Below are 22,680 nucleotides of genomic sequence, written 5' to 3'. Positions count from 1 at the left end.
GAGGTCAACTCCTCAAAAAAATAATTTTCGAGGGTGTCACATTCCGGATACGTTCTCCGATGAGGGGTCGATGAGCAGCCCGATGCCGATGGACGCACCGAAGGTCGACGAGCTTCTGGCGGATCCCGAGCTGCGGCGGTTCCTGCTCGATTTCGTCAAGCGGCGCGTATCTGCAGCCGATGCGGACGACATCGTGCAAACCGTCCTATGCGATGCGCTCGTCGCGAAGAACCTTCCGAGCGAAAAGGAAGAGCTGCGCAAGTACTTGCTTGGAATTGCGCGGCACAAGGTCGTCGATGCGCACAGGCGAACGTCGCGTGAAGAAGTTGGTGACCCTCCGGAGCTCGTAGCGAACCCGCCGCCCGTGGAAGAAGAGTCGCTTTTGCGCTGGGCTGAAAAGCAGGCGCCGACGACGGAAGAGGCCCAGAAGACGCTCTCGTGGATGGCGCGCGAAGGTGAAGGGGAGAAGCTCGAAAATATCGCGGCAGACGAGCGCGTGCCCGCGGCGCGCGTGCGTCAGCGCGTGTCGCGTATGCGGCGATGGATGAAGGAGCGATGGATCGCGGAGCTCGCGGCGGTTGCGGCGCTGGGCGTGCTGGCATTGGTGCTCTGGCGCATTCTGCGACAAACTCCTGATGGTCCCGAAATCGTGAAGCCGGACGTGACGGCAGAACCTTTGCGTAATGATGCGCTCGAACGGGCGAAGCTTTTGCGAGCCGAAGCGATCAAGTCGTGCGACGAGGGCGCTTACGACCGTTGCTTGAAGGGGCTCGACGAAGCCAAGCAGCTCGATCCGGCCGGCGATATGGCGCAAGATGTCGTTTGGGCTCGAAAGAAAGCGAATTTGGCGCGTGAACCGCAGCCCACACCGGCGCCGACCACTTCGGAGAAACTCGAAAACAGTCCTGATTCGAAGAGCGATCCGAAGAGCACCGATCTGAAGGCCAAACCTGCACCGGTGCAGACGAACGTCGGGCCAGTGCCGAAATCGAGGCCGAAGCCGAGCCCGAAAGGGAAGCTCGATGAGCCCACGTTCGAGGAAAAACCAGTTTTTCAGAAAAAGGGCGGATTCGAAAAGAAATAATCTCGAAATTATTCTTCTTCGATGATCGGCCACGTGCAGCGTTGGAGCTCTGGGGCAATACGACGCAACACCGCGCGCAGGCCCGTCGCCGACGTCCGATCATTCGGATTGTGCCGCAAACATTGAAATAGGAACATGCCGAGTGACGCGAGCCGGCCGCTCGTGATGCGCCGAATCTTTTGCGGCAAACCGTCGTGAGACACGTGCACGGTGATCATGGCCGCGTCGCTCGACGCATCGAAAAGCATGTTGCCGGAGAGTATTTCGTAGGCCAAGCAGCCGAAACTGTAGATGTCGGCGGTCATGGGTGTTGCGACGGCGCCATCGGGCGCGGCGCCCCAAACTTCGGGCGCGCCATAAGCCGCCGTTGCACATCCTGGACGAATCTGTCGTCCTGCCAAACCGAAATCCACGAGCACCGGTTCGGTTCCAGCACGTAAAACCACATTCGAAGGCTTGAGGTCGAGGTGGCCAATTTTTTCCGAATGCATCGCCTCGAGGCCCGCGAGGATCCCGTCCAACAAGACCAACGTCGTTTCGACGTTCAAATGCCGATTGTCGATCAAATGCTCGCAACGAATGCCATCGATGAGCTCCATGACGAGAATCGGCTTCGGCCGCGCACCTGCATCGAAGGTTACGAAACGCGGAAGATTGATGTGGTCGGGTAGCGACAACAGCGCGCCCGCTTCTTGACGAAACAGCTTCAAAAATTCCGATTCGGAGACGCTACGCGCCGCGGTCGCATCGTAGTCGGGTACTTTGAGCGCAAACTTCTCTGCATTCGGATCGTGCCGCTCTTCGGCGCGTGATACGACGAACACGCTGCCGAGCGATCCGCCGCCCAAACGACGGTGCACATAAAATCCGCCCACCATTCGATGCGGTGGAAGCCACGCAGGGAGGGGAGCTTCGGCCGTGAGCGCGTCGATGTACGGGCGCGCGATGACGATCGCTGGTTGGCTCGGTAGCGTCAACAGTCGGCGAAGGACGATCGCCGTAGCCTGGGCAATTGCACCCGGCAGCCCCGAGCTTGCCGTTGTCACGAGTTTGTCAATCGAAACTTCCAGATTCGGTGCAGCACTGCCATCGCGAGCCATGCCGACGATCGTTGCGAGGCTTTCGCCGCTGAACGCCACGGACGCCGGAGCTTCATCGTCGTCGGTATACGAGAAGCGACGAAGTGCACCCGAAGTGAGTCGGGACAACGTCGAAAGCGCATCCTCGAGTGCGGCGAGGGGCGAGCCCTCCTTGCCTGTTGCATCGGCGAGCGGCGCGAGAGCACGCGCGCTGCGCACGGCGTCGAGGCTTCGAGCGAGCCGGCTGAGCGCTGAGCGAAGCCCTTCGATGCGTTGCGACGTGCCTGCGGGTAGTTCGGAAATGAACTTCGTGAGCGCTGAATGTGCAGCGTCGACGCGGATCGTCGGATCGTTGCCGAGCTGCTCGGGACGAAGCGCCGCCGTGAACTTGCCAAAACATGCGAAGAGCTCGCGCACATCCGGATGGACGCTCGCTTCTGCGATGACCTCGAGCGTTCCGCGATCGCCCGTGCGCATGGAGGCGTAGAGCAGTGCATCGGCAGCATCGACGGCGTTGGCTCGCACGAGCGCGTCGAATGCGCGCGCAACCGTCGCGGCGACGGCACGACGCAGCGGCGACGCGGCTTCGGCGGCAAGGCGGCGCGTCAGAACGTCGCATGTCTCGAGCAGCCGCAACTTGCCTCGACCGCGGTTCTCTTCATCCGTTCCGTCCGTCGCTTCACCATCGACGACGTGCAGAAGTGTGCGCAGGTTTCTCTGGTGAAACGTGAGATGAGCGGCGCCTCCTTCGCGACGTGAAGCCGCCTCGACGCGAAGCAACCATCGCGTCACGCGGTCATCGACCTGATCGAGCCCGAGTGCCGCACCACTGTCGTTTCCGCCCGTGCGCCGCTCGAGCAGCACCAGGCTGCGGAGCAAGCCCGACTCGTACAGATTCATGTCGAGCTCGCGCAGAAGACGCGCCGCCGTGCGACGCGACATGCTCGCTCGCGTCGTGTCTCCCGCGGTCGTTGCTCCAAGAACTTCGAGGGCATCGAGCGTGCTCGACGCATGTTCGATTGCCGTCAGCGCGAGAGCAGCAGCTTCTCGACAACCAATTTCCACGAACGCTGCAACGGCACTACGCACGGCAGCAGCGAGCTCCGAAGGCTCGTGACCTTCCAAGTCGCGCAGCATGCACTGGCCAAGCGCGGTGAGGCCATCGTCGTCTTGTGGCAACGTCAGGCTTTGCGACAGCGCTTGAATGCATGTCGTGCGAGCGCGCGCGCCGAACGCCGTTCCAAGCTCAGCGTTGAGCTCGATGAGGCCGTCGGCGATGATGATCGGATGTGCCTCGGCGATCGCATCGAGCAGCGTTTCGGCCGCTTCTGGCTCGGCATCGATGGCCCGGGGCAAACCCCAAATCATGGCCATCGGAATGCCGGGATCTTTGCGCACGAGGTTCGATGCGAGCAGATCCTTGCACGCAGCGAGGCCCTCTTGCGGATCGAACGCGATGCTCGCGACGAGCGACGTCGCAGCGCGTCGCCACTCGGTTGGTGAAAGGTTTGTCCCGAGCATCCCACGGATCTCTTCGCGAAGACTCGGGATGACACCGGAAAGGAGTCCGCGTGCAACGGAAGCATGACGCCAGACGAGTGTTTCGCGATCGGTGAGCAGCCGTCGGTATGCGTCGCAAACGACGTCGGAGAGCGGAGAATTCCGATTGATCGGTGCGCTGCTCGAACCGATACCGCGGAACAGTCGCAAGGCGTCGTCGTCACCTTGGCTCGCTCGCCGCGCAGCTTCACGACACGCACGTTCGAGAAGGCGAGCGGCTAGACGCCGTTCGGGCAGCGATCCGGTGGCAGCGGTGCCTACCCAGTCTCGAGCGAGCTCGCGGCGTGAAACGAGAGCAAACGCGAGCGGATCGACGGGCACGTCGACGTTGCTTCCGAGCTGCAAAGCGAGTGCGATGCGAGCGCGTACGGGGGCACCATCGAGCGCGCGTGCATTGCCAAGAGCCATGCGTGTCGCGAGCGCAACGAAGGTCGCTGCGTCTCCATCGTAAAGTTGCGACACCACGCGCCTGCCGAGATCGCGTCGTTCCGGACCGAGCGGCAGCGCTCCTGTGATCTCGTAAAGCGCGACTGCGGCAGCGGGTGGCGCAAGCCAGCTCAAGTCGTCGAAAAGTCCGTCTTTCAGTGCGGCACGAATGCTTTCGAGCAGCGCTTCGGGGCGCAATCCATCGAGTGGCGGTGGGCCATCGGTCGACGCTTCGATCGCGAGCGAGGTGATGCTTTGCCGAAAAACCACGCGTCGTGCGCGTGCGTCCGGCTGCATGTGCAGTTCGAGTAGTCCTTCTAGAAAGTCGGCGCGTGCGCGCATGTCCTCTGGCTCGCGTCGGCATGCTTTCGCGAAATGGCGAAATGAGCAAACGTTTTCAGGGCGGTTGCGGACGACAGGCGCAACCTGTAGCGTTCGACGCAATTCGCAGCTTCATTTTGAGGTGCGCCCAGGAGGATTTCGGATGTTGTCTCGTTTTCGTCATTGCGGGATGCTCATGTGTTTGTTTGCCGTCGTCGGAGCGGGTGCCGTCGCGGGATGTGGAGGTGCGGGTGAAACTACGAAGACACCTGTGGCCGAAACGAAGCCAGCAGTGACCGTCGAAGAAGAGACGCCTGATGTGGGGGAAGCGAAGAGCGACGCATCCGTCGACAAGACCGCGCCGGCCAAGGTTGAACCTACGCCACCGAAGGAAAGGTTTGCCTTGCCGAACATCGAAATCGATCGAGCAGAAGACCGCGAAAAAGTTGCGATCGGTGGAAAAGAGGTCTCGGCCGAAGCATGCCTGCTCGACACGACCGTTTCCGAAATGAAACACGAATGGTTCAGCGATGCCATTCGAGGGCTCGTTGCCGCTCCGGATGGTGCGCTGTACGTATTCGACCACGAAAAGAAGGTCCGTCGCTACGTACCCGAAGCGGGGGAAATATGCAAATTGGCCATCGATGCAGCATTTGGCGAAAAAGGCATTTTACAATTTCCAACGGAGCTCGACCGCATCACGATGCTCGACGATGGAACGCTCGTCGGTCTCGGTCGTGGCAAAATCCATAAATACCTCGGTGGAAAGTTCGAATCAATCGATTGCAACGTCGACGATTTGTTTCCAGACGGAAAACTCGGCTTTGACCATTTTGCCGACGAGATTCGTAAAATCGACGTCGCCGCCGAATGCAAAGAAACCGACTGGAAATACAAGGGTTGGGTAGCCCCAAAGCCAGAAAAAGGCAAAAATCCAGAAAAATACAATGTGCAATCCGTTCGCCCGTGGGGCAAGGACTACTTGGTGCACATGACGATTTGGGGAAGCCATTACTTGGGCATCCATTCACCCGACGGTAAGCTCAAGGTCAAACTCGGCCGTGATCGCGACAGGGAAAAGAACGTCAAAGACGGCGAGGATATTTGCTGGGCTGCGAGCACGGAAAAGTGTGCGGCTGGATTGTGCCTGCTCGACTCGAATTGCCGCAGGTTGTCGGCGTGGGACCCGAATAAGGGCACCATGATCGACACCGTGGAGCTCAGCGATTTGCTTGGTGTTTTCTACCCTTGGCCCGTTGCCATCGTATCAGCCAAAGGCGCCATGTACATGGCCGTGTCGCACAAGGAGAAGAAGCCGGAGAATGCGCCCAAAGACGCGAAAGACGTCAGCCACGCGCTGATTTTCCGCATCAAGGGCTTGAACTAGGGCCGCTTCGCGCGGCCCTCGTGGTCGGCCATCCACTTGGCTGTGATTGACCGCGCGAGCTTGTCGGCATCGTTTGCAGAAAGCCCTGTGCCTCGCATGTGGTTGTCGATTTCTGTGCGAAATCGATGACGTGCGAGTGGCTTGCTCGACAAGGCGCTCGCGATCGAGATTGCAAGAAACCCGAGCATGGCGTTTGGCGTGGCACCATCCGTGCCGACTGCCAGCGCGGTCGCTACGAGGAATGCTATCGCCGAGACGACGCGCGCTCGGTAGACCTCGTGGTCGTGGGCTTGTGTCGCACGTGCAATCACTCCCTGTGAAATCGGAACGTCGACGTCCGCGTCAGATGCGACGTCGGCTCGGCCGAACGTCATGCGATCCGCTGTTTGGTAGCTCGTTGCCATGGAAACCCCCGCTGTTATGCAGGAAAAACCTTATTTGACGAACACGCCGAAATCACTCAGCGTCGGCGCCGACTTGTTCCGCGCCTACGGGAATGATCGAGCTCTCCTTGCTCGCCGGTTGCTCGAAGAACCTGCGCAGGGCGAAGTGCACGACGAGCGCCGAAATCACGCCGGTCAAGAAGTCGGTGACCGGCACCATCACGGCGGTGAAAATCATCACGCCCGTATGGAATCGGCCCTGGGTCATGACTTCCTTGATTTCATGCTTCTTGATCATGTTCGACGCGACCCACAAGAGAATGCCCGCAATGCACGCCATGGGAACTTTCTCGAGGTACGGCGCCATGAAGTAGGCCATTGCGAGCTTCAAAACGCCCTTGAAGTAACCCGCGAGCGGCGTCACTGCGCCTGCCTTGATGCTCGTTGCGGTGCGCGCCAGCGCGCCCGTGCAGGGAAAACCATTCACGAGTGGGGTGATGATCTGTACGAGCCCTTGGCCCCAGAATTCTTTATCGGGATTGAACGGCGTTTTCTTGTTGTTCGCGAGACGATCGGCCATCGACGAACACAGAAGGCTTTCGACGCCCGAAACGAAGACGATCGCTATCACGAAGTACGCGAGATCGGCGAATACGGCGAGCGACGTACCGGGAAGCGAAGGTCCGGTGAACACGAAGAAGTTATTCGGAATGCTGCCGTAACGATCGCCTACGAGCGCAATGCCCTGGCCACTCAGCACCGTCGCGGTGACGAGCGTGCACGCCCCGAGCGCCAAAAGTGGCGCCGGAATGAAAATGGATACTTTTAGCAGAAGCCGCGTCATGAAGAACGTGACCGCTGCCAACACGAGCGCCCAAAGATTCGCCGAACCGATGTTCGACACCATGGCTACGACCTTTTTCACCAGGCCGCCAGAGACGCTTGCCATTCCAAGCGCTTCGCTTCCGTTCGACAGCGCAATCGAAACAGCAATTCCGACCGTGAATCCCACGACGATCGACGGAGGCACGAGCTTCGCGTGTTTGCCAAGACCGAGCATGCCGCAGATCATCAGAATGATGCCCGCGATGATCGACGCGAGCACCAAAAACCCGTGCGCCGATGCAAACGTGCCGCCGGAAGACTCACCGTATTTGTTCATGAGCCCCGCGACGACGGGAATGAACGCGGCGGTCGGACCATAAACTTGGTATTTTGATCCACCAAACGTTCGGCCCACGATGCACGCAAGAGCACCTGCGATGATGCCTTGCTCCGGACGCAATCCCATGGCCATGGCAAACCCCATCGCCATCGGAATTGCGGTAAGCGCCACTACGAGACCAGCGCTGAAATCGCGATAGACAGTGGTTTTCCACGTTTTCCGATCGAGATCCTCGAAGCGGTTATCGATCAATGCCATGAAGCCGCGTAAACGCTCCATTACAGTCGGCGGTTGTGCTTGTGCCACGACGTCCACGACGACACCTCGATGTTGCAGAGCGAAAAACCCGTTTCGACCCGCGATTATATTGTGGAGAACACGAAACGCTGATCTTCCAGCGCCATTCTTCAATTGGGACGGTGACCATCCCCTTCACGTAGTGTGCCAATGTGCCGCCGCAGCGTCGCTTCGATGAAGTCGCCACGCAGTTCAGTGCCTGTCGGGATTCTCCGACGCTGAGTGACGGTAATTTCCGACGATGTCGGCGTTTGCCTACGGTGGCTCGAAGACGTCCGTGCTGCACTTCATTTCATTCAATGGATGCATTTCTTCGATTCATGTGTCCTAATGCTCCGCGGAACGATGTGCCGAATCTTCGGCAAACGTTTCTTCCTCGGAGCACTTCATGCGCCTCGTCTCGCGCCTCGTTTTGTCTCACACGCTTCCCGTCGCCGTCGTCGCTTGCGCTCTCGTCGTCGTGCTTCTTTCGCTCGCCCGAGTCACGTCGTCTCTCAAAGAAGTTCGCGACGCAGAGCTCGGTGCGCTCGGGCTCGAAGAAACGATTCACCGCACGGCGTGGGCGGTGGAAGTTGCCATGCGCCACGGAGCGGAGCGGTGCAAGAACGGAGAATCGTCGGCGGTTGCAACCAGTGCCATCAAGCAACGCTTGACCGAGCTCGAAAACCTTCTCGCGTCATCCGGCACGTCGGCCAGCGAAACCATTCTCACGCCGATTCGTGGCTATGTCTCACTTGCCTCACGCGTCGTACAGGCGGATACGTGTCAGTTTCTTCTTTCCACCACGACCCAGCGCGAGCGCGAGCTTCTCGATGAAAAGCTCACCGATGCGTGGATCTCGCGCATGTTCGATTTGCATTCGGCGACGTTACGCAAAGACGAGGAAGTTCGTATCGCCAGTGCCTCGGCGCTCTCGGGCGGCATTGTCCTCGCATTGATTGCATTTCTCACGGCCGCATGGTTGGCGCAGCGCATTGCGCGAACGGTCGCGTCTCCATTGGCATCGCTTTCATCCAGCGCGCGCCGGGTGGGGCAGGGTGATTTCACCGTCGAAATTGCGGCGGAAGGTCCGCGCGAAGTGCGGGAATTGGCCGCTGAAATGGACGCCATGCGGCGCCGTTTGTCGGAGCTGGAATCATTGAAGCAAGGCTTTTTGGCTTCGGTCTCGCACGAAATGCGCACGCCGCTCACGAAAATTCGTGAGGCTCTTGGACTCTTGGCCGACGGTGTCGGGGGCAAACTGGCCGATCGCCAGCAACGCATCGTGCAGATTGCTCAGGTCGCATGCGAGCGCGAGATTCGTACCGTGACGACACTGCTCGATCTGTCGCGATTGCGTGCAGGTGTCCCGATTCAGCGTAATGCGGGGGCATCCGTGGACGAAGTCTGTTGGAGCGCGGTGCGTGACGAGGAAATCGAAGCGCGGGAGCAGGGCGTGAACATCGAAGTCGATATTTCCGGGCAGGCTCCGCCAGCGCTTCTCGATACCGTTCTCCTCGAACGTGCCATTGCCAATGTCGTGCGAAATGCCGTTTCGGTTTCGAAAAAAGGTCAGCGCGTATTGGTGCGCCGCGACATTCTTGCCGAAGGGCCGGACGGAAACCACGGACCTTGGGCGAAAATTACGGTCAAAGACGAAGGTCCGGGCATTCCATCAGAAATTCGTGACATCCTGTTCAATGCTTTCGTCACGCAAGGATTGGACAGCTCGCCCAAACGCGTTGGAATCGGTCTCGGTTTGGCGCTTGCCAGAGAGATCGCTCGCGCGCACGGTGGAGACATCGTGGCCAGCGACGGTGCTACGAAAGGCGCAGAATTCCACATTTGGTTACCCCTTGAAGCCCCAGCATCGTTGACGGAGGCGAACGTGCCCGCTTCGTGATACAAGGAGGGCTCGAGCCATGACGAACGACGCCGAGATCGCAGCCCGCCCGCACATTCTGGTCGTCGACGACGAGCCTCACCTTTGCGAGCTCCTTGCGTATCGTCTCGAGCACCACGGTTACCGCGTCACCACGGAGCTGTCCGCGAAAGGCGTACCCGAAGCGCTCGAACAGGCGAGCATCGACGCCATGATTCTCGATTTACGTCTCGAAGACGGCGATGGATTGGAAGTGCTGAGCGAGGTGCAGAAGCGCTCTCCCGATGTGCCGGTCGTGATTTTGACGGCTCACGGAACCATCGAAACGGCCGTGGAAGCGATGCAACGTGGAGCTTATGGATTTCTGACAAAACCATTTCAGGATTACGAGCTGCTCCAAAAGCTTGCGCACGCCATCGAGAGCGGCCGATTGAAACGCGAAGTAGCCGGTCTTCGTCGTATCGTCGGCGATGCGAGCCAAGACAATCGGCTCCTCGGGACGAGCGAAGTCATCGCCGCGGTTCGCGAACGCATCACGCGCGTGGCTCCTGCCGATGCGACCGTGCTTTTGCTCGGTGAATCGGGGACGGGCAAGGAGCTTGCGGCTCGTTCGATTCACGCGCTCTCCCCGCGAAGATCTCGCCCTTTCATTGCAATCAACTGTGGAGCACTCCCTTCCGAGCTTTTGGAAAGTGAATTGTTCGGGCACGTTCGAGGTGCATTTACCGGGGCGAGTCGCGACAAGGAGGGGCTCTTTGCCGCGGCCAATGGAGGCACGCTCTTACTCGACGAAATCGGGGAAGCTCCGCAGGCCGTGCAGGTCAAACTTTTGCGAGTTCTTCAGGAAAAACGTATTGCCAAGGTCGGTTCGTCCGTGGAAGAGGACATCGACGTCCGAATCGTCGCGGCCACGAATCGCGATTTGCGGGCTGAAGTCACTGCCGGCCGTTTCCGAGAGGATCTTTTTTATCGTTTGCACGTCGTCCCCATCGTCATGCCGCCGCTGCGAGATCGACCGGAGGACATACCGCTCCTCGCGGAAATGTTCTTGCGTCGCGCAGCAGCTCGTTATGGTTTGCGCGAGCCGCATTTGTCTCCAGATGCATTACGCGTGCTCATGGACCATCCTTGGCCAGGAAACGTCCGCGAACTTGCCAATGTCTTGGAGGGCGCAATTTTGCTTTGTCAGGACGAACGGGTTCGCGTCCGCGAGCTTGCAGCCATCATGTCGCCTCCCGCGAAAGTTCCGACATTGGGAAAAACGACGGAATCAGCGGGTTCACTCGACGAGGACGGGCCGGGATCTCTTGCAGGACTATCGGGATCCGATGCGCCCTTGCCGCCCCTTCGTGCGGCGCGCGATTCCTTCGAACGCGCTTATCTCATCGAAGCGTTGCGTCGAGCTGGGGGCAATGTGAGCGCGGCAGCGAAACTCGCTGGACGAAATCGCACTGATTTCCACGACTTACTGCGCAAACACGGGATATCCGCGGCGGAATTCAAAGGATGACGAGCGCGTTCGACGGGCTGTCAAGGAAACGCGCCGAGCTGTTCACAGTGCTCGACGAAAACTCTGTTTTCCCGCGTGTCATTCGGGATGAATACCTGATTTACGGCTGATTTCTCGTACTTGGCCGTTTCGCACGCAGCGCTTTGCCCCGGCCCCACGGCGAACCGCGCGCCTACTTTGATTTCGCACACCGTGACCCGATCCAAATCACTCCATTCGGGACAAATTGCGTTTTGCTCGCGATATGTCTCCACCGGCCCGACGGGCTTTGCAAACGACCACCAACTCCCGAACTCCGTGTATGTTTTTTGGCTGTTCCACACTCGATACACTTTCAAAGGCTTCAACGCTTCGAATACCCGCGCCATGCACAATTTGCCTTTGCCCGTTGCATCGATTGCAGCTTGAGCGAATGGCTCGTCGGTGACTTCTTTTGCGCCGTCGGGCAAGGCATCGATCGTGCCGACGCACGCGACTCCATCCGTCGGTCCGACCGCCGGGAGCGACGTCGTTTTGTCGCCGGCTTCCGTTGGCACGTCGGCGGGGGGTGGCGCAACGACCGCTGCGCCACCACAGCCAATGAAGCTCAATGTGAATGGTACGAAGAGCGTCCAGAGCTTATGCATGCACGCAGGCTACCCGATTGGCTGCCTGCTTGTCATTGAGGATCGTGGTGCGTGAGGTTTCTCACGTTGTTTCGACGGCGGCCCATCTTTTCTGGACGTGACGGCGCATTCATTTATTGACCGCCGCATCCTATCGACACTTGCGCGCTGCAAGCTCGTTTGCAAAGGTGTCGCGCATGTCCACGAAGAGCACCGACATGCGTGAGCGGTTCGAGCAGATGTCCGAGGGGTTTCGATCGCGGTACGTCACGTACGACGAGCTTACTCGGATTGTTCATGCGTGGGCTGAAACGTTTCCGAAATTCGTACGGTTGCGAAGCATCGGTAAAACTCCGGAAGGACGCGACTTGTGGCTGCTCGCGATTGGGCGATCACCGGATGGCGACGGGCCTGCCGTCTGGGTTGATGGCAACATGCATGCGGTTGAGCTGGCGGGTTCGAGCGTTGCGCTCGCGATAGCGGAGGACGCGCTGCGGAATCTCGTTCTTGCTGATGATCCATTGCATGATTTTCCGCCGCACATGCGCGAGCTTCTCCGGCGTGACGTCACGTTTTATGTTTTGCCAAGGATGTGTCCGGACGGTGCCGAGCATGCGCTCGGGAAAGCTGGCTACGTGCGGTCGAATCCGCGCGACGAACGAATGGGTCGAGGTGAACCATTTTGGCGCATGGTGGACGTGGATGGCGACGGCATAGCGCTTTCGATGCGTCGCGAGGATCCTGCCGGGGATTTCGTGGCTTCGGCCGAGGTTCCGAATCTGATGTTGCCGAGGCGTGTCGAAGACGCTGGGCCATTTTATACTATTTATCCCGAGGGGACGATCGAGCATTGGGACGGTTTTACCATTCCCGCTCCCGACTATCTTTCGGACAATGCGATCGACATGAACCGCAATTTCCCCTATCAATGGGCGCCCGAACCTCATCAAAAAGGAGCTGGGGAATATGCGACGAGCGAGCCGGAATCTCGCGCGATCGTCGAATTTACGTCGAAACACCCGAACATTTTTGCTTGGCTCAACCTCCATTGTTTCGGCGGCGTGTACATTCGTCCTGCCGGGGACAAACCCGACAGCAAAATGGATCCGCGCGACTTGTCGCTGTACCGACAAATCGAAACTTGGGGCGATAAAATCGGTGGATATCCCATGGTCAGTGGTTACGAGGAATTTTTGTACGAGGCAGAAAAACCACTGTGCGGTGATGAAGTCGCCTACGCGTATGCGCAACGCGGCGCCGTGGCGCTGGTGTGTGAAATATGGGACTTTTGGAAGCAAGCAGGTTTGCCCGTCATTCGGCCCTTCGTTTGGAATTACCAACGGCGCAGTCGCGAAGATGCCATCAAGATGGCCGAATGGGATCGCGATCATAACAAGAGCAGGATTCTCGGGCCCTGGCGCTCGTTCGACCATCCGCAGCTCGGTCCGGTCGAAATTGGAGGACACGACCCGCGGTTTGGCATTTGGAATCCGCCGCCCGAACGGCTTTCGGAAGTGTGCGAACGGCAATCGAGGTTTTTCTTTCGTATCGCCGCATTGAGTCCGAGCTTGCGGCTCACGGATGCTCGGGCTTCACATATCGAAGGTGACGTGTGGGAGGTTTCGGCCATCGTCGAAAACCTCGGATATTTGCCTACGTTCATATTATCGTCGGCAAAACCGCTTGCGTGGAACGACCCGGTGCGCGCGCGAATTGCGCTTGGTGAAAACATGCACCTGGTGGGCGATGACCACGAATTTCTCGTCGGGCATCTCGAAGGTTGGGGAGCGGTGGACGTGATGAGCACGCCAGGGTTTCCGCGTTCGGGCGGAGCTGCACGCCGCCGCCGAGTGCGCTGGGTCGTACGTGGAAAAGGCACCGTCGTCATTCAGACGGGATGTCCCCGCGTCGGCATGGTCGAAGTGAAGCTCGACGTGAAATGATGCCTGTCGCGATTTCGATCGCAAACTTTCTAGAATCCGTCTCGAACTTGCGCTAAAGCCCTGCCACGCATGTCATCCTCCGAATTCTTTGGTCGTTCGCTCCTCACGCGTCGTCTCGCGCTTCGTGCGGGGTTGGTCTTTTCTCTTCTTGCGCCCGCGTGCGCGCAATCGGACAAACCCGCCGCGCTCGAGCCGGACAAGCCGAAGGCAGCAACTGTCGAAACCAAGCCGGAAGCGAAGCTTGCAGACGACAAAGCGGCCGAAACGAAGGTGGCCGAGGAAAAGGCTGCGGCCGAGAAAGCTGCTGCGGAAAAGGTCGAGGCTGAAAAGGCAGCGGCGGAAAAGGTCGAGGCCGACAAGGCGCTGGCGAAAGAGCCGGAAAAGAAGGTCGCCGAGCCTGACAAGGGCGAAGCCAAGGCCAAGGGGCCCGGCGATGCGGCCGCAAAGGCTGACGCGCCAAAGGCGATCGCCGTGGCGCCGAAAGCAGTTTCGCCAAAGGCGACGAAGATCGATGCGCCGAGGGGCATTCTTGCCAAGGGTGCAGCGGACAAACTCGTGAAAGCGGGTGATCGCCCGGTCGTGAAACTTCTCGAAGCGGGCGCCGCGCCGCGAGCGGTGGCGTCGTACGCATTGGTCAAGGGTGCGGCAAAACCACTTCAGATGGGGATGGATTTGGAGATGGCCATGGACGCGGGCGGCATGAAATTGCCGCCGACGCGCATGCCTCGCATGAACCTGCTTTTCGATTTCACGACGGGGGATCGTTCGGGCGTCGATTGGCCAATTGATGGCAAATTGCGCAAGGTATCGGTCGAACCGAAAGGCGCACAGCAGGATCAAATTGCGGCGGCCCTACGCCCCCAGCTCGGGGCGCTCGAGGGCATTGGAATGAATTATTTTCTTGACGAAAAAGGCCGCTTGCGCGACGTGAAGGTGACGCTGCCTCCGTCGTTGCCGCCGATGGCGGGTCAGATGATGTCCGGAATGACGCAATCGCTCGAATCGATGACGGCGCCATTGCCGGATGAACCCATTGGCGTAGGGGCGACGTGGGAAGTGCTTTCGCGCATCGTGGCCAATGGCGCGGATCTATTGCAAATTACGACGTTTACGCTGGAAAAGCGCGACAAGAATCTCCTGTCGCTCGACGCCGTTGTCCGTCAATACGCGGCCAAAGATGGCGTCAATCCGCCGGGGATGCCTCCGGGCACTGCCGCGCGCCTGGTGTCCTACAAGTGCAACGGGAGTGGAAAATCGGTTTTCGATACGGCGGATGTCGCTCCCCGAAGCGGCTCGACGAGCATCAATTCGTCGATGACCATTGAATTGAAAATCGACGCAGATGGGAAGTCCGAAAAACAGGAGACGTCGGTCGATACCAACATGACTGCATCCTTTTCACGGGCTGCGCCATGAATGAAGTGCCGCAAGCGGGTCGCTTCGACTTTCAGGCTTTTCGAGGCGCCTACAGTCGCTTCGTGACGGGCGATCGCGTCCTTCTGTCGGGGCATTCGCATCAAGCGTGGCCAGACGTGGCGCGTGACGCGATGCTCGAAGCGTACGACGATGCCGCTCGTTTCGTGGACGACAAGTGGTACCAGGCCGTTTTTCCGAAGATGCGGTCCGTGGGGCAGCGAATTCTCGGCAGGTTGGGCTTCGATCCAAATGATGCGATTACGTTCGGCAAAAGCACACACGAGCTGGTGACGCGGCTTCTGTCGTGTTTTCCTCTATCGTCCAATCCGACCGTGGTCACGACGACGGGCGAATTCCATTCGCTTCATCGCCAGCTTTCCCGTTTGTCCGAGGAAGGTCTGCGCGTCGTGTGGGTCGATGCGACCGATCGCCAATCGCTCGCGGATCGGCTCATCCAAGCCATCGTGCCCGGAGTCTCGCTCGTGGCGTTTTCAGCGGTGCTTTACGAGGATGCCTATGTGATGCCGCGTCTCGGTGACATCGTTGCGCGTGCGGTCAGGGTGGGCGCGGTGCCCCTTGTCGATGCATATCACGCGTTCAATGTCGTGCCGCTCGATTGGGGATCAGCACGAGACAAACTCTTCGTGACGGCAGGTGGATACAAATACGCCCAATTGGGTGAAGGCATTTGTTTTTTGCGTGTGCCATCGGATTCGACGTTGAGACCCCTCGATACAGGCTGGTTTGCTGATTTTTCGGCGCTGGAACGCGAACGGACCGGGCGCGTCGAATACGGTCCTGGTGGAGACCGTTTTTCCGGAGCAACCTTCGATCCAACTCCGTTTTACCGAGCAGAGGCAGTGCTCGCACATTGGGATCATTTCGGCTTGACTCCTGCGCGCTTGCGGGCCATTTCGCTCGCTCAGACGCGTAGCATCATCGCCCTCCTGGATGACGCTCGTCTCGGTGAGCGCATCGTCACGTCGCGCGAAGACGAACGACGTGGTGGATTCATTGCAGTGCGTTGTCCTCGAGCATCGGACGTCGTGGCCCGCCTTCGCGAACGTGGAATCTTCGTGGATTCCCGGAGAGATCTATTGCGAATTGGTCCCGCCCCGTATCTTTATCCCGATGAAATCGAGCGCGGCACGCAGGCGGTCGCCGCGGAAATCCACAAGGAGCTTGCGGCTTCGTGACCTATACGTTCGTGCCCGAGCTCGATGAGCGTCTCGTGGCAGAAGCCGCATCGCATACCCACGAAATCTGGTCCGGGGGCTTTTCGCTCGATGGCCACATCGAACGCACGAAGGACCAGTTGCGCCGCGCGGGGCGGGACATTTTGCGTTACGTGGGTCTCGTTGACGAAACGGGCCTCGTCGCGTCCATCAAACGATATGGCCTCGTCGTTCACGCGCCTGGAGTCGGACCAGTGCCGGCCATTGGCATCGGCGCCGTCTACACGCGCAAAGATGCTCGAAGAAAAGGTGCCGCCGCGACGCTCCTTCGATGGCTTTTGGAGGATGCGCGCTCGACGGGACATGCGCTCGCATTGCTTTATTCGGAAATCGGCACGGCGTATTATGAACGTCTCGGATTCGTTGCGCTCCCATCGTACGAGCATGCCGCAAGTGCAATTGATTTTCCCGATGCAACTTCACTCGAAATACGTCCCGCAGGCGCCGCGGACGAAGAGCTCATCATTCGCCTGCACGAAGCTTCGTGGGATCCCAGCGTCGTGCGCATCGTGCGTACGCCCGAGCATTTGCGTTATTTCCGTTATCGCAATACCGCCGACTGCGCTTGGATGTTGCATCGAAATGGATCCGTCGTCGGTTACTTGATCGCGGGTATTCACGACGGAACTCGGGATGACGGAGTGAACGCATCATCCCGCACGTTATGGGTGGACGAATGGGCCGCACCAGGCATTTCGACAGCCGACGTATTCGGCGCCATTCGCGTGATCGCTCAGCGTGAATCCGCCCCGCGTGTTGCCGCATGGCTTTCGCCTTGGCATGCGTTTCCGCCATTCACAGCAACCCCGCGCCACGACACCATTGCAATGGCGTGCCCTCTGAACGCTCCAATCAGCACCATCGATCCGCACCAAACTTTCTTCGGATCGCTCGATCACTTTTGACCCCCGACCCCTTGCACCCTCACACTCCCGGCAGTAGTCTTGTTGAATATGAATATCAAGTTCGCATCTCGTCGCATCCTCGCGATCTTGTTCGCGTTCGCGATCGTGATCTTGTCGCGCGAGCACGTTGCGCGAGCGGACGAGCTTGCGGCTCCCGAGATCGAGGCGCAGCGGCTCGTGCACGTTCTCGGATACGTCGGTGCCGACTACGGCGTGGCGGTCGAGGGCGGGGCCATCACGAACGAGGACGAGTACAAGGAGCAGATCTCGCTGCTCGACGATGGTGCGAAGATTGCCGAACGGATTGCTCCTGCGCGTTCGGCATCGGCGAAGGACGTCGACGTGCCGGCGCTCGTTGCGCGTGTGCGCAAGCTGGTCAACGAAAAGGCCGCCGCGTCCGACGTCGAAGCGGCGACGACCGCAGCGCGACAGGCGATCATCGGCGCGTATCAGTTGAGCGAGGCGCCTGCGCAAGCGCCCGTGCTCGAACGCGGTCAGAAGCTCTTCGCGCAAAACTGCGCAGTTTGTCATGGCACGCTCGGACGAGCCGACACGCCTCAAGCGACGCTTCTGAAGCCTGCGCCGACGAACTTTTGGGATCCGGAAATCGCCGACGCGATGACGCCGTTTCGCGTTGCGAACACCGTGCGTTTCGGTGTGCAGGGCACGGCGATGGTGCCGTTTTCCCAGTTGACTGACGCCGATCGCTGGGACCTTGCGTTTTACGTCGTATCGCTGAGGCACACGGCACAGCCTGCCGACAGTTCACCCACGTATGCGCTCGCGGAGCTCGCTACGCGATCGGACGCTTCTCTTCGTGTGGAGCTCGAAGGTGCAGGTGTTGCGGCGAAGGACATCCCGGCGGTGCTCGCGGATCTGCGCACGCGGGCGCCCTACGAGGATCGCGCGGCGCGTTCTCCGCTCGCGCTTGCTCGAGCGAAGCTCGAACGTGCTCGCGTGGCGATTCTGCGTGGCGATCGGGAAGCTGCTCGTGGGTTTGTCATCGACAGTTACCTCGAAGGCGTCGAGCCGGTCGAGGCACCGCTGAAGGCGGTCGATCCGGCCATCGTTGCGCGGCTCGAAGAACACTACATGTCGATACGTGCAGGGCTCGATCGTGGTGATGCCCCAGGCGACATGGGCACGTCCATCGGATCGACGCTCACGGAGCTTGCGCTTGCAGAAAACAAGCTCAACGATCGGCGCGGAGGAGGGTTTGTCTCGACCGCTTTCTCGAGCGCAGGGATCGTCCTGCGTGAAGGCGTCGAGGCTGCGCTGCTCGTGGCTGCGCTTCTCAGCATCGCAGCGCAGGCGGGTTTGCGAGACAAACGGCGCTGGATCCATGCGGGATGGGCCGTCGCGATTGTCCTCGGCATTCTCACATTCTTGGTGTCCCAACGACTCGTTGCGATATCTGGTGCGAGCCGCGAGCTGGTCGAGGGCATCACGGCGCTGCTTGCGACGGCGGTGCTCTTCTACGTGAGTTATTCGCTGCTCGCGAAACGCGAAGTGCAGCGTTGGATGAAGTTTCTCAAGGAGCACGTGTCGCCTCGAAAAGCGGCTCTTTCGCTCTTTGGCGTGTCGCTGCTCGCGGCCTATCGCGAAGCGTTCGAGACGGTGCTGTTTTACCAGGCGATGTTTGCTTCCGGAGGCAGTGCTGCTGCTGCCGCGTTGGGCGCGCTCGTAGGTGCCGCGGCGCTCGTGGTTCTCGTCATGGCCTACACGCGAGCGGGCAAGTTCGCGCCTCCGCAGGTGTTCTTCCGCGTGTCGAGCTACCTGCTTTACGCGCTCGCGGTCATCTTCGTGGGGCAGGGCATTGCTGCGCTGCAAATGGCGGGAGCTGCTCCTGCGCATCGAGTGCCGGTGCCGAGCATCCCCGTGCTCGGGTTTTACCCGACCATCGAAACGATCGCCGCGCAGTTCGTCCTCATCGCGCTCGCAGTGGGTGCGTACCTATGGAACAAGCGCCCGAGCGATCCCAGCGCCGCAGCGCCGGTTCGTTCGTAGGAACCACGCACTACATCAGTTCGTCCATGTCCGTCCGGTGGACGGGCGGCGCGTCGGGGTAAAGCGGTCGCAAGCCTCGACGCGCCACGTCGAGCGCATTTTTCGCGGGTTCCGCAAGGTCCCACTCGAGATAGAGTTTGTCCCCGTCAAAGCACCCGAAACTCGTTGATACACAAAGCAATGGTTCGCGGTCGATGGCGAATCCCCAGCGAGCGACGTCGTGACCATACACGGCCACCGTCGCGTCCGGATGGATGGCCTTCAGAAAACTCCATGCGCGTTCGGATGAAGTCGTTCGAGCCCAAAGGAGTGCTCCCAGCGTTCCGCGTGCGGCCATTTCTTCGAGCGTCAGGCCGTTCGAATTGTCGAACTGGAGCGCATCGAGCTCATCGATGCTCGTGATGCGCGCGTGTGGAGCCGCGTGCAGCATCACCAGGCCCGCTTGAGGTGCCAGGGCCACGAAAGGCCACGTTTTGAACCATTCACGCATCGCGAGCGTGCGTTCGGCGCCGAGCAGATCTTCGAGGCGCAGCGCTTCGTCCGGAAAAAACTTGGCGACGATGGGGCCGCCTATGTGGGCGTGCTCGTGATTGCCGAGCAAGTAGTGCACGCGTCCCGGGTAGCGCGATTGCAGCTCCAGGGCTCGCTCGAGCACGCCGACCGAATCGCCATGGTAGAAGCTGCCGAGGTATTCGGGCCAGTCCTCTTCGGCAAGCTCGGGACCGTGGACCAGATCGCCCGTGATGACCAGGACGGCTCCGTCGGGCCCTTGTGCGGCCTCTTCGAACACCGTTGCAACACGGTCAAAATCATTCACATGCCCCTGCAAATCAGTGGCCACGATGAGCTTGCCACGGTCCGGGAGCACCACGCTTCGTCGCACGCAGAAACCATACCCCACTTCAGTCGTACGCCCCAGTTTGCCGCGTCGTTTCACGCCTTGGACTGCCAGGCGTGTGCGCGGTTGCGTGCCAAAGCCGAAGTAGCGCCATGCGGGTCTCGGGGCTAGTCTCGCGACCCATGAACAATGCGACGCTTTCCGCGTGGGTAGACGAGGTCGCACGTAAGACGCAGCCCGACCGCGTGGTGTGGTGTGACGGATCCGAGTCTGAATACCGCGGACTCGTGCAGCAAATGCTTGCCGACGGAACTTTGCACGAGCTCGATCAAGCCGCATTTCCCGGTTGCTTCTTGCATCGCAGTCATCCGTCGGATGTGGCTCGTACCGAACATCTCACGTTCATTTGCTCGGAACGTCGTGAGGATGCAGGACCCACGAACAATTGGATGGCGCCTGCTGAAGCGCGCGAGAAAGTCGGGCGGCTTTTCGACGGCTCGATGCGCGGACGGACGATGTACGTGGTGCCCTATTTGATGGGCCCCGAAGGTTCTGCATCGTCCAAAGTTGGTGTTGAAATTACCGACAGTGCGTATGTCGCCGCGAGCATGCGCATCATGACGCGCATGGGCCGAGTCGCCCTCGATCATCTCGGCAACTCGTCGGACTTTTGCCGTGGATTGCACTCGCTCGGAGACCTCGATCCCGAGCGTCGTTTCATTCTTCATTTCCCTGAAGAAAGCCTCATTTGGAGCATTGGTAGCGGATACGGCGGCAATGCCCTTCTCGGTAAGAAGTGCTTTGCGCTCCGCATCGCGAGCACCATGGCCCGTAATGAAGGATGGCTTGCCGAGCACATGCTTATTCTTGGGCTCGAAAATCCGCAGGGGGAGATCACGTACATCTGCGCAGCGTTTCCGAGTGCGTGTGGCAAGACAAACCTCGCGATGCTCGTGCCGCCTCTGAGCCAAGCAGGCTGGAAGATTTGGACCGTGGGCGATGACATCGCATGGCTCAGGTTCGGTGCGGATGGTCGATTGTGGGCGATCAATCCCGAGGCTGGTTTTTTCGGCGTTGCACCTGGCACGGGGCGCAAGACGAATCCGCATGCGCTCGAAATGGTCCATCACAACACGATCTTCACGAACGTGGCGATGACGCCCGAGCGTCATCCGTGGTGGGAAGGCATGGAAGGGCAGCCGCAATCGCTCATCGACTGGCAAGGGCGACCGTGGACGCCGCAATCGGGCGCGCCAGCGGCTCATCCGAACAGCCGTTTCTGCGTTTCAGCGAAGCAGTGCTCGTGCGTATCACCGATGATCGACGAACCGGCTGGTGTGCCCATCAGCGCGTTCGTCTTCGGAGGTCGTCGCGCCAAACTCGCGCCTCTGGTGTACGAAGCACGCGATTGGTCGCACGGGGTTTATCTTGGCGCATCGATGGCGTCGGAGACGACCGCCGCAGCCGTGGGCAAGGTCGGTGTCGTACGTCGTGATCCCATGGCGATGCGCCCATTCTGTGGATACAACATGGCGGACTACTTCGCGCACTGGCTCGACATAGGGCGCGGCAAGCCGGGCATGCCGAAGGTGTTTCACGTCAATTGGTTCCGCCAAGACAGCTCGGGCAAGTTCCTTTGGCCAGGGTTCGGCGACAACTTGCGCGTGCTCCGCTGGATGCACGATCGCATTCGCGGCACGGCCAAAGGACGCGAAACGCCGCTTGGAATTTTCCCAGCCCAAGGAGAGCTCGACACGGATGGTTTGAGTTTGTCCGCGGGAGCCATGGACGAACTGTTCGCGATCGATCGCGCCGAGTGGCTCGACGACCTTGCCGATCAGGAAGCGTTCTTCAACTCGTTCGAGGGCCGCATCCCCGAAGAGATTTGGCGCCATCACCGTTCTCTGCGCGCAGACCTCCAGAAGTAGCGCCTCACGCGCACGCCTCATCCCAACCCACTCTCCACGCCGCATCGCGTCGGATCATCGCGCAAATTTTTCTGTGCAAATTCGCGGGGTCGCGTCTTGACCCTCTGTGCTTTCGCGGCTACTTGTACTTTCAAAATATTTTGAAAGTTCAGCGAGACATGACCGAGCGTGAGACCAGCGTGACCGGGGAAGACGAAGCCGAGCTGCTTGCCGCCGACGCCATTGGCGACGTCATCGAGCACTGGGGATTTCGTCGCGTGCTCGGTCGCGTGTGGACCATCCTCTTCATCGCAGGGGAACCACTGCCCGCGGCGACCATCGGCGAACGTTTGAGCTTGTCCGCCGGCGCCGTGAGCATGTCTCTCACCGAGCTTCAGCGGTGGGGCGTCGTGCGGCGCGTGTTCAAGCCCGGTGAGCGTAGGGAATTTTTCGAGGCTGAGACGGACTTTTGGAAAATGATTTCCAAAGTCTTCTCCGAGCGTGAACGGCTTCTCGCCGAATCTGTGCGCTCACGGCTCGAACGCGCGGTGGATCTGCTCGAAGCACGTAGTCGTTCAGGCGCAAACGATTTGCGAGCCGATCGAGTTCGGCGACTGCTCGCGTTCGTCATCACGGCAGAGGTCGCGCTCGACGGATTCATTCGGTCGAGACAGGTGGATTTCGCGCCTTTTGGGGATCTCATTCGATTCCCACTTCGCGTCGTGCGCAAGCGTCGCGCCTGAGAAGTTTT

16 protein-coding genes are annotated in these 22,680 nt (G+C 59.8%); 11 read left to right on the top strand and 5 right to left on the bottom strand.

Annotation, left to right across the window (positions count from 1 at the left end; all coding sequences use genetic code 11):
- The first annotated feature begins 88 nt into the window (after positions 1-88).
- Entirely contained in the window at positions 89-1,084 is a 996-nt protein-coding gene (locus IPM54_07525; GenBank protein ID MBK9259677.1) for a sigma-70 family RNA polymerase sigma factor, read from the top strand.
- Positions 1,085-1,092: 8 nt separating this feature from the next.
- On the opposite strand, the gene IPM54_07520 is transcribed toward IPM54_07525, so the two are convergent.
- Positions 1,093-4,491 carry a serine/threonine protein kinase gene (locus IPM54_07520; protein MBK9259676.1) on the bottom strand — a complete coding sequence of 1,133 codons (3,399 nt, stop codon included), beginning with the start codon at positions 4,489-4,491 and terminating at the stop codon, positions 1,093-1,095.
- A gap of 142 nt (positions 4,492-4,633) precedes the next feature.
- On the opposite strand from IPM54_07520, the gene IPM54_07515 reads away from it, so the two are divergent.
- On the top strand, positions 4,634-5,857 hold the full coding sequence (locus IPM54_07515; GenBank protein MBK9259675.1) for a hypothetical protein: 1,224 nt from the start codon (positions 4,634-4,636) through the stop codon (positions 5,855-5,857).
- Here the strand turns inward: IPM54_07515 and IPM54_07510 are convergent.
- Together IPM54_07510 and IPM54_07505 are read right to left on the bottom strand one after the other, a co-directional pair.
- Positions 5,854-6,261, bottom strand: a complete 408-nt coding sequence (locus tag IPM54_07510; protein MBK9259674.1) for a hypothetical protein — start codon at positions 6,259-6,261, stop codon at positions 5,854-5,856. The two genes, IPM54_07515 and IPM54_07510, sit on opposite strands and share 4 nt — an antisense overlap.
- A 52-nt stretch (positions 6,262-6,313) precedes the next feature.
- The gene (locus tag IPM54_07505; GenBank protein ID MBK9259673.1) at positions 6,314-7,684 is read right to left on the bottom strand and encodes a SulP family inorganic anion transporter; all 1,371 of its coding nucleotides are present in this window, start codon (positions 7,682-7,684) and stop codon (positions 6,314-6,316) included.
- Between the two features lie 406 nt (positions 7,685-8,090).
- Here IPM54_07505 and IPM54_07500 point away from each other — a divergent pair, with 406 nt between their 5' ends.
- Positions 8,091-9,584: a HAMP domain-containing histidine kinase gene (locus IPM54_07500; protein ID MBK9259672.1), complete on the top strand. Its 1,494-nt coding sequence runs from the start codon at positions 8,091-8,093 to the stop codon at positions 9,582-9,584.
- Positions 9,585-9,603: 19 nt separating this feature from the next.
- Entirely contained in the window at positions 9,604-11,073 is a 1,470-nt protein-coding gene (locus IPM54_07495; GenBank protein MBK9259671.1) for a sigma-54-dependent Fis family transcriptional regulator, read from the top strand.
- A gap of 20 nt (positions 11,074-11,093) precedes the next feature.
- Here IPM54_07495 and IPM54_07490 read toward each other — a convergent pair whose 3' ends face one another.
- Positions 11,094-11,699 carry a hypothetical protein gene (locus IPM54_07490; protein ID MBK9259670.1) on the bottom strand — a complete coding sequence of 202 codons (606 nt, stop codon included), beginning with the start codon at positions 11,697-11,699 and terminating at the stop codon, positions 11,094-11,096.
- A 176-nt stretch (positions 11,700-11,875) separates the two neighbouring features.
- On the opposite strand from IPM54_07490, the gene IPM54_07485 reads away from it, so the two are divergent.
- From IPM54_07485 to IPM54_07465, 5 genes are all read left to right on the top strand, one after another.
- On the top strand, positions 11,876-13,621 hold the full coding sequence (locus tag IPM54_07485) for a peptidase M14 (protein ID MBK9259669.1): 1,746 nt from the start codon (positions 11,876-11,878) through the stop codon (positions 13,619-13,621).
- A 69-nt stretch (positions 13,622-13,690) separates the two neighbouring features.
- Positions 13,691-15,037, top strand: a complete 1,347-nt coding sequence (locus IPM54_07480; protein MBK9259668.1) for a hypothetical protein — start codon at positions 13,691-13,693, stop codon at positions 15,035-15,037.
- Positions 15,034-16,233, top strand: a complete 1,200-nt coding sequence (locus IPM54_07475) for a hypothetical protein (GenBank protein ID MBK9259667.1) — start codon at positions 15,034-15,036, stop codon at positions 16,231-16,233. Before IPM54_07480 ends, IPM54_07475 begins: the two co-directional genes overlap by 4 nt.
- Positions 16,230-17,177: a GNAT family N-acetyltransferase gene (locus IPM54_07470; GenBank protein MBK9259666.1), complete on the top strand. Its 948-nt coding sequence runs from the start codon at positions 16,230-16,232 to the stop codon at positions 17,175-17,177. The genes IPM54_07475 and IPM54_07470 overlap by 4 nt, the downstream gene beginning before the upstream one ends.
- Before the next feature lie 48 nt (positions 17,178-17,225).
- Complete coding sequence (locus IPM54_07465; protein MBK9259665.1) at positions 17,226-19,184, top strand: FTR1 family protein; 1,959 nt, start codon at positions 17,226-17,228, stop codon at positions 19,182-19,184.
- Between the two features lie 10 nt (positions 19,185-19,194).
- On the opposite strand, the gene IPM54_07460 is transcribed toward IPM54_07465, so the two are convergent.
- A complete protein-coding gene (locus IPM54_07460; protein ID MBK9259664.1) occupies positions 19,195-20,136 on the bottom strand; it encodes a metallophosphoesterase in 942 nt (313 codons plus the stop codon).
- A 68-nt stretch (positions 20,137-20,204) separates the two neighbouring features.
- Here IPM54_07460 and IPM54_07455 point away from each other — a divergent pair, with 68 nt between their 5' ends.
- Positions 20,205-21,950 (top strand): phosphoenolpyruvate carboxykinase (GTP), encoded by a 1,746-nt coding sequence (locus tag IPM54_07455; protein MBK9259663.1) that lies wholly within the window; start codon positions 20,205-20,207, stop codon positions 21,948-21,950.
- A gap of 158 nt (positions 21,951-22,108) precedes the next feature.
- On the top strand, positions 22,109-22,672 hold the full coding sequence (locus IPM54_07450) for a hypothetical protein (GenBank protein MBK9259662.1): 564 nt from the start codon (positions 22,109-22,111) through the stop codon (positions 22,670-22,672).
- The last annotated feature ends 8 nt before the right edge of the window (positions 22,673-22,680 follow it).

The organism is Polyangiaceae bacterium (genome assembly GCA_016715885.1).
Classification (GTDB): Bacteria; Myxococcota_A; Polyangia; order Polyangiales; family Polyangiaceae; genus Polyangium.
Note: the sequence above shows the minus strand (reverse complement) of the source record. Positions and strands in the feature narration are given on the sequence as shown.

Bases quoted from the DNA above. Each gene is read 5' to 3' on its own strand.
- IPM54_07525 (MBK9259677.1), top strand. From the start codon at position 89: ATGGACGCACCGAAGGTCGACGAGCTTCTGGCGGATCCCGAGCTGCGG.
- IPM54_07520 (MBK9259676.1), bottom strand. From the start codon at position 4,491: ATGCGCGCACGCGCCGACTTTCTAGAAGGACTACTCGAACTGCACATG.
- IPM54_07515 (MBK9259675.1), top strand. From the start codon at position 4,634: ATGTTGTCTCGTTTTCGTCATTGCGGGATGCTCATGTGTTTGTTTGCC.
- IPM54_07510 (MBK9259674.1), bottom strand. From the start codon at position 6,261: ATGGCAACGAGCTACCAAACAGCGGATCGCATGACGTTCGGCCGAGCC.
- IPM54_07505 (MBK9259673.1), bottom strand. From the start codon at position 7,684: ATGGAGCGTTTACGCGGCTTCATGGCATTGATCGATAACCGCTTCGAG.
- IPM54_07500 (MBK9259672.1), top strand. From the start codon at position 8,091: ATGCGCCTCGTCTCGCGCCTCGTTTTGTCTCACACGCTTCCCGTCGCC.
- IPM54_07495 (MBK9259671.1), top strand. From the start codon at position 9,604: ATGACGAACGACGCCGAGATCGCAGCCCGCCCGCACATTCTGGTCGTC.
- IPM54_07490 (MBK9259670.1), bottom strand. From the start codon at position 11,699: ATGCATAAGCTCTGGACGCTCTTCGTACCATTCACATTGAGCTTCATT.
- IPM54_07485 (MBK9259669.1), top strand. From the start codon at position 11,876: ATGTCCACGAAGAGCACCGACATGCGTGAGCGGTTCGAGCAGATGTCC.
- IPM54_07480 (MBK9259668.1), top strand. From the start codon at position 13,691: ATGTCATCCTCCGAATTCTTTGGTCGTTCGCTCCTCACGCGTCGTCTC.
- IPM54_07475 (MBK9259667.1), top strand. From the start codon at position 15,034: ATGAATGAAGTGCCGCAAGCGGGTCGCTTCGACTTTCAGGCTTTTCGA.
- IPM54_07465 (MBK9259665.1), top strand. From the start codon at position 17,226: ATGAATATCAAGTTCGCATCTCGTCGCATCCTCGCGATCTTGTTCGCG.
- IPM54_07455 (MBK9259663.1), top strand. From the start codon at position 20,205: ATGAACAATGCGACGCTTTCCGCGTGGGTAGACGAGGTCGCACGTAAG.
- IPM54_07450 (MBK9259662.1), top strand. From the start codon at position 22,109: ATGACCGAGCGTGAGACCAGCGTGACCGGGGAAGACGAAGCCGAGCTG.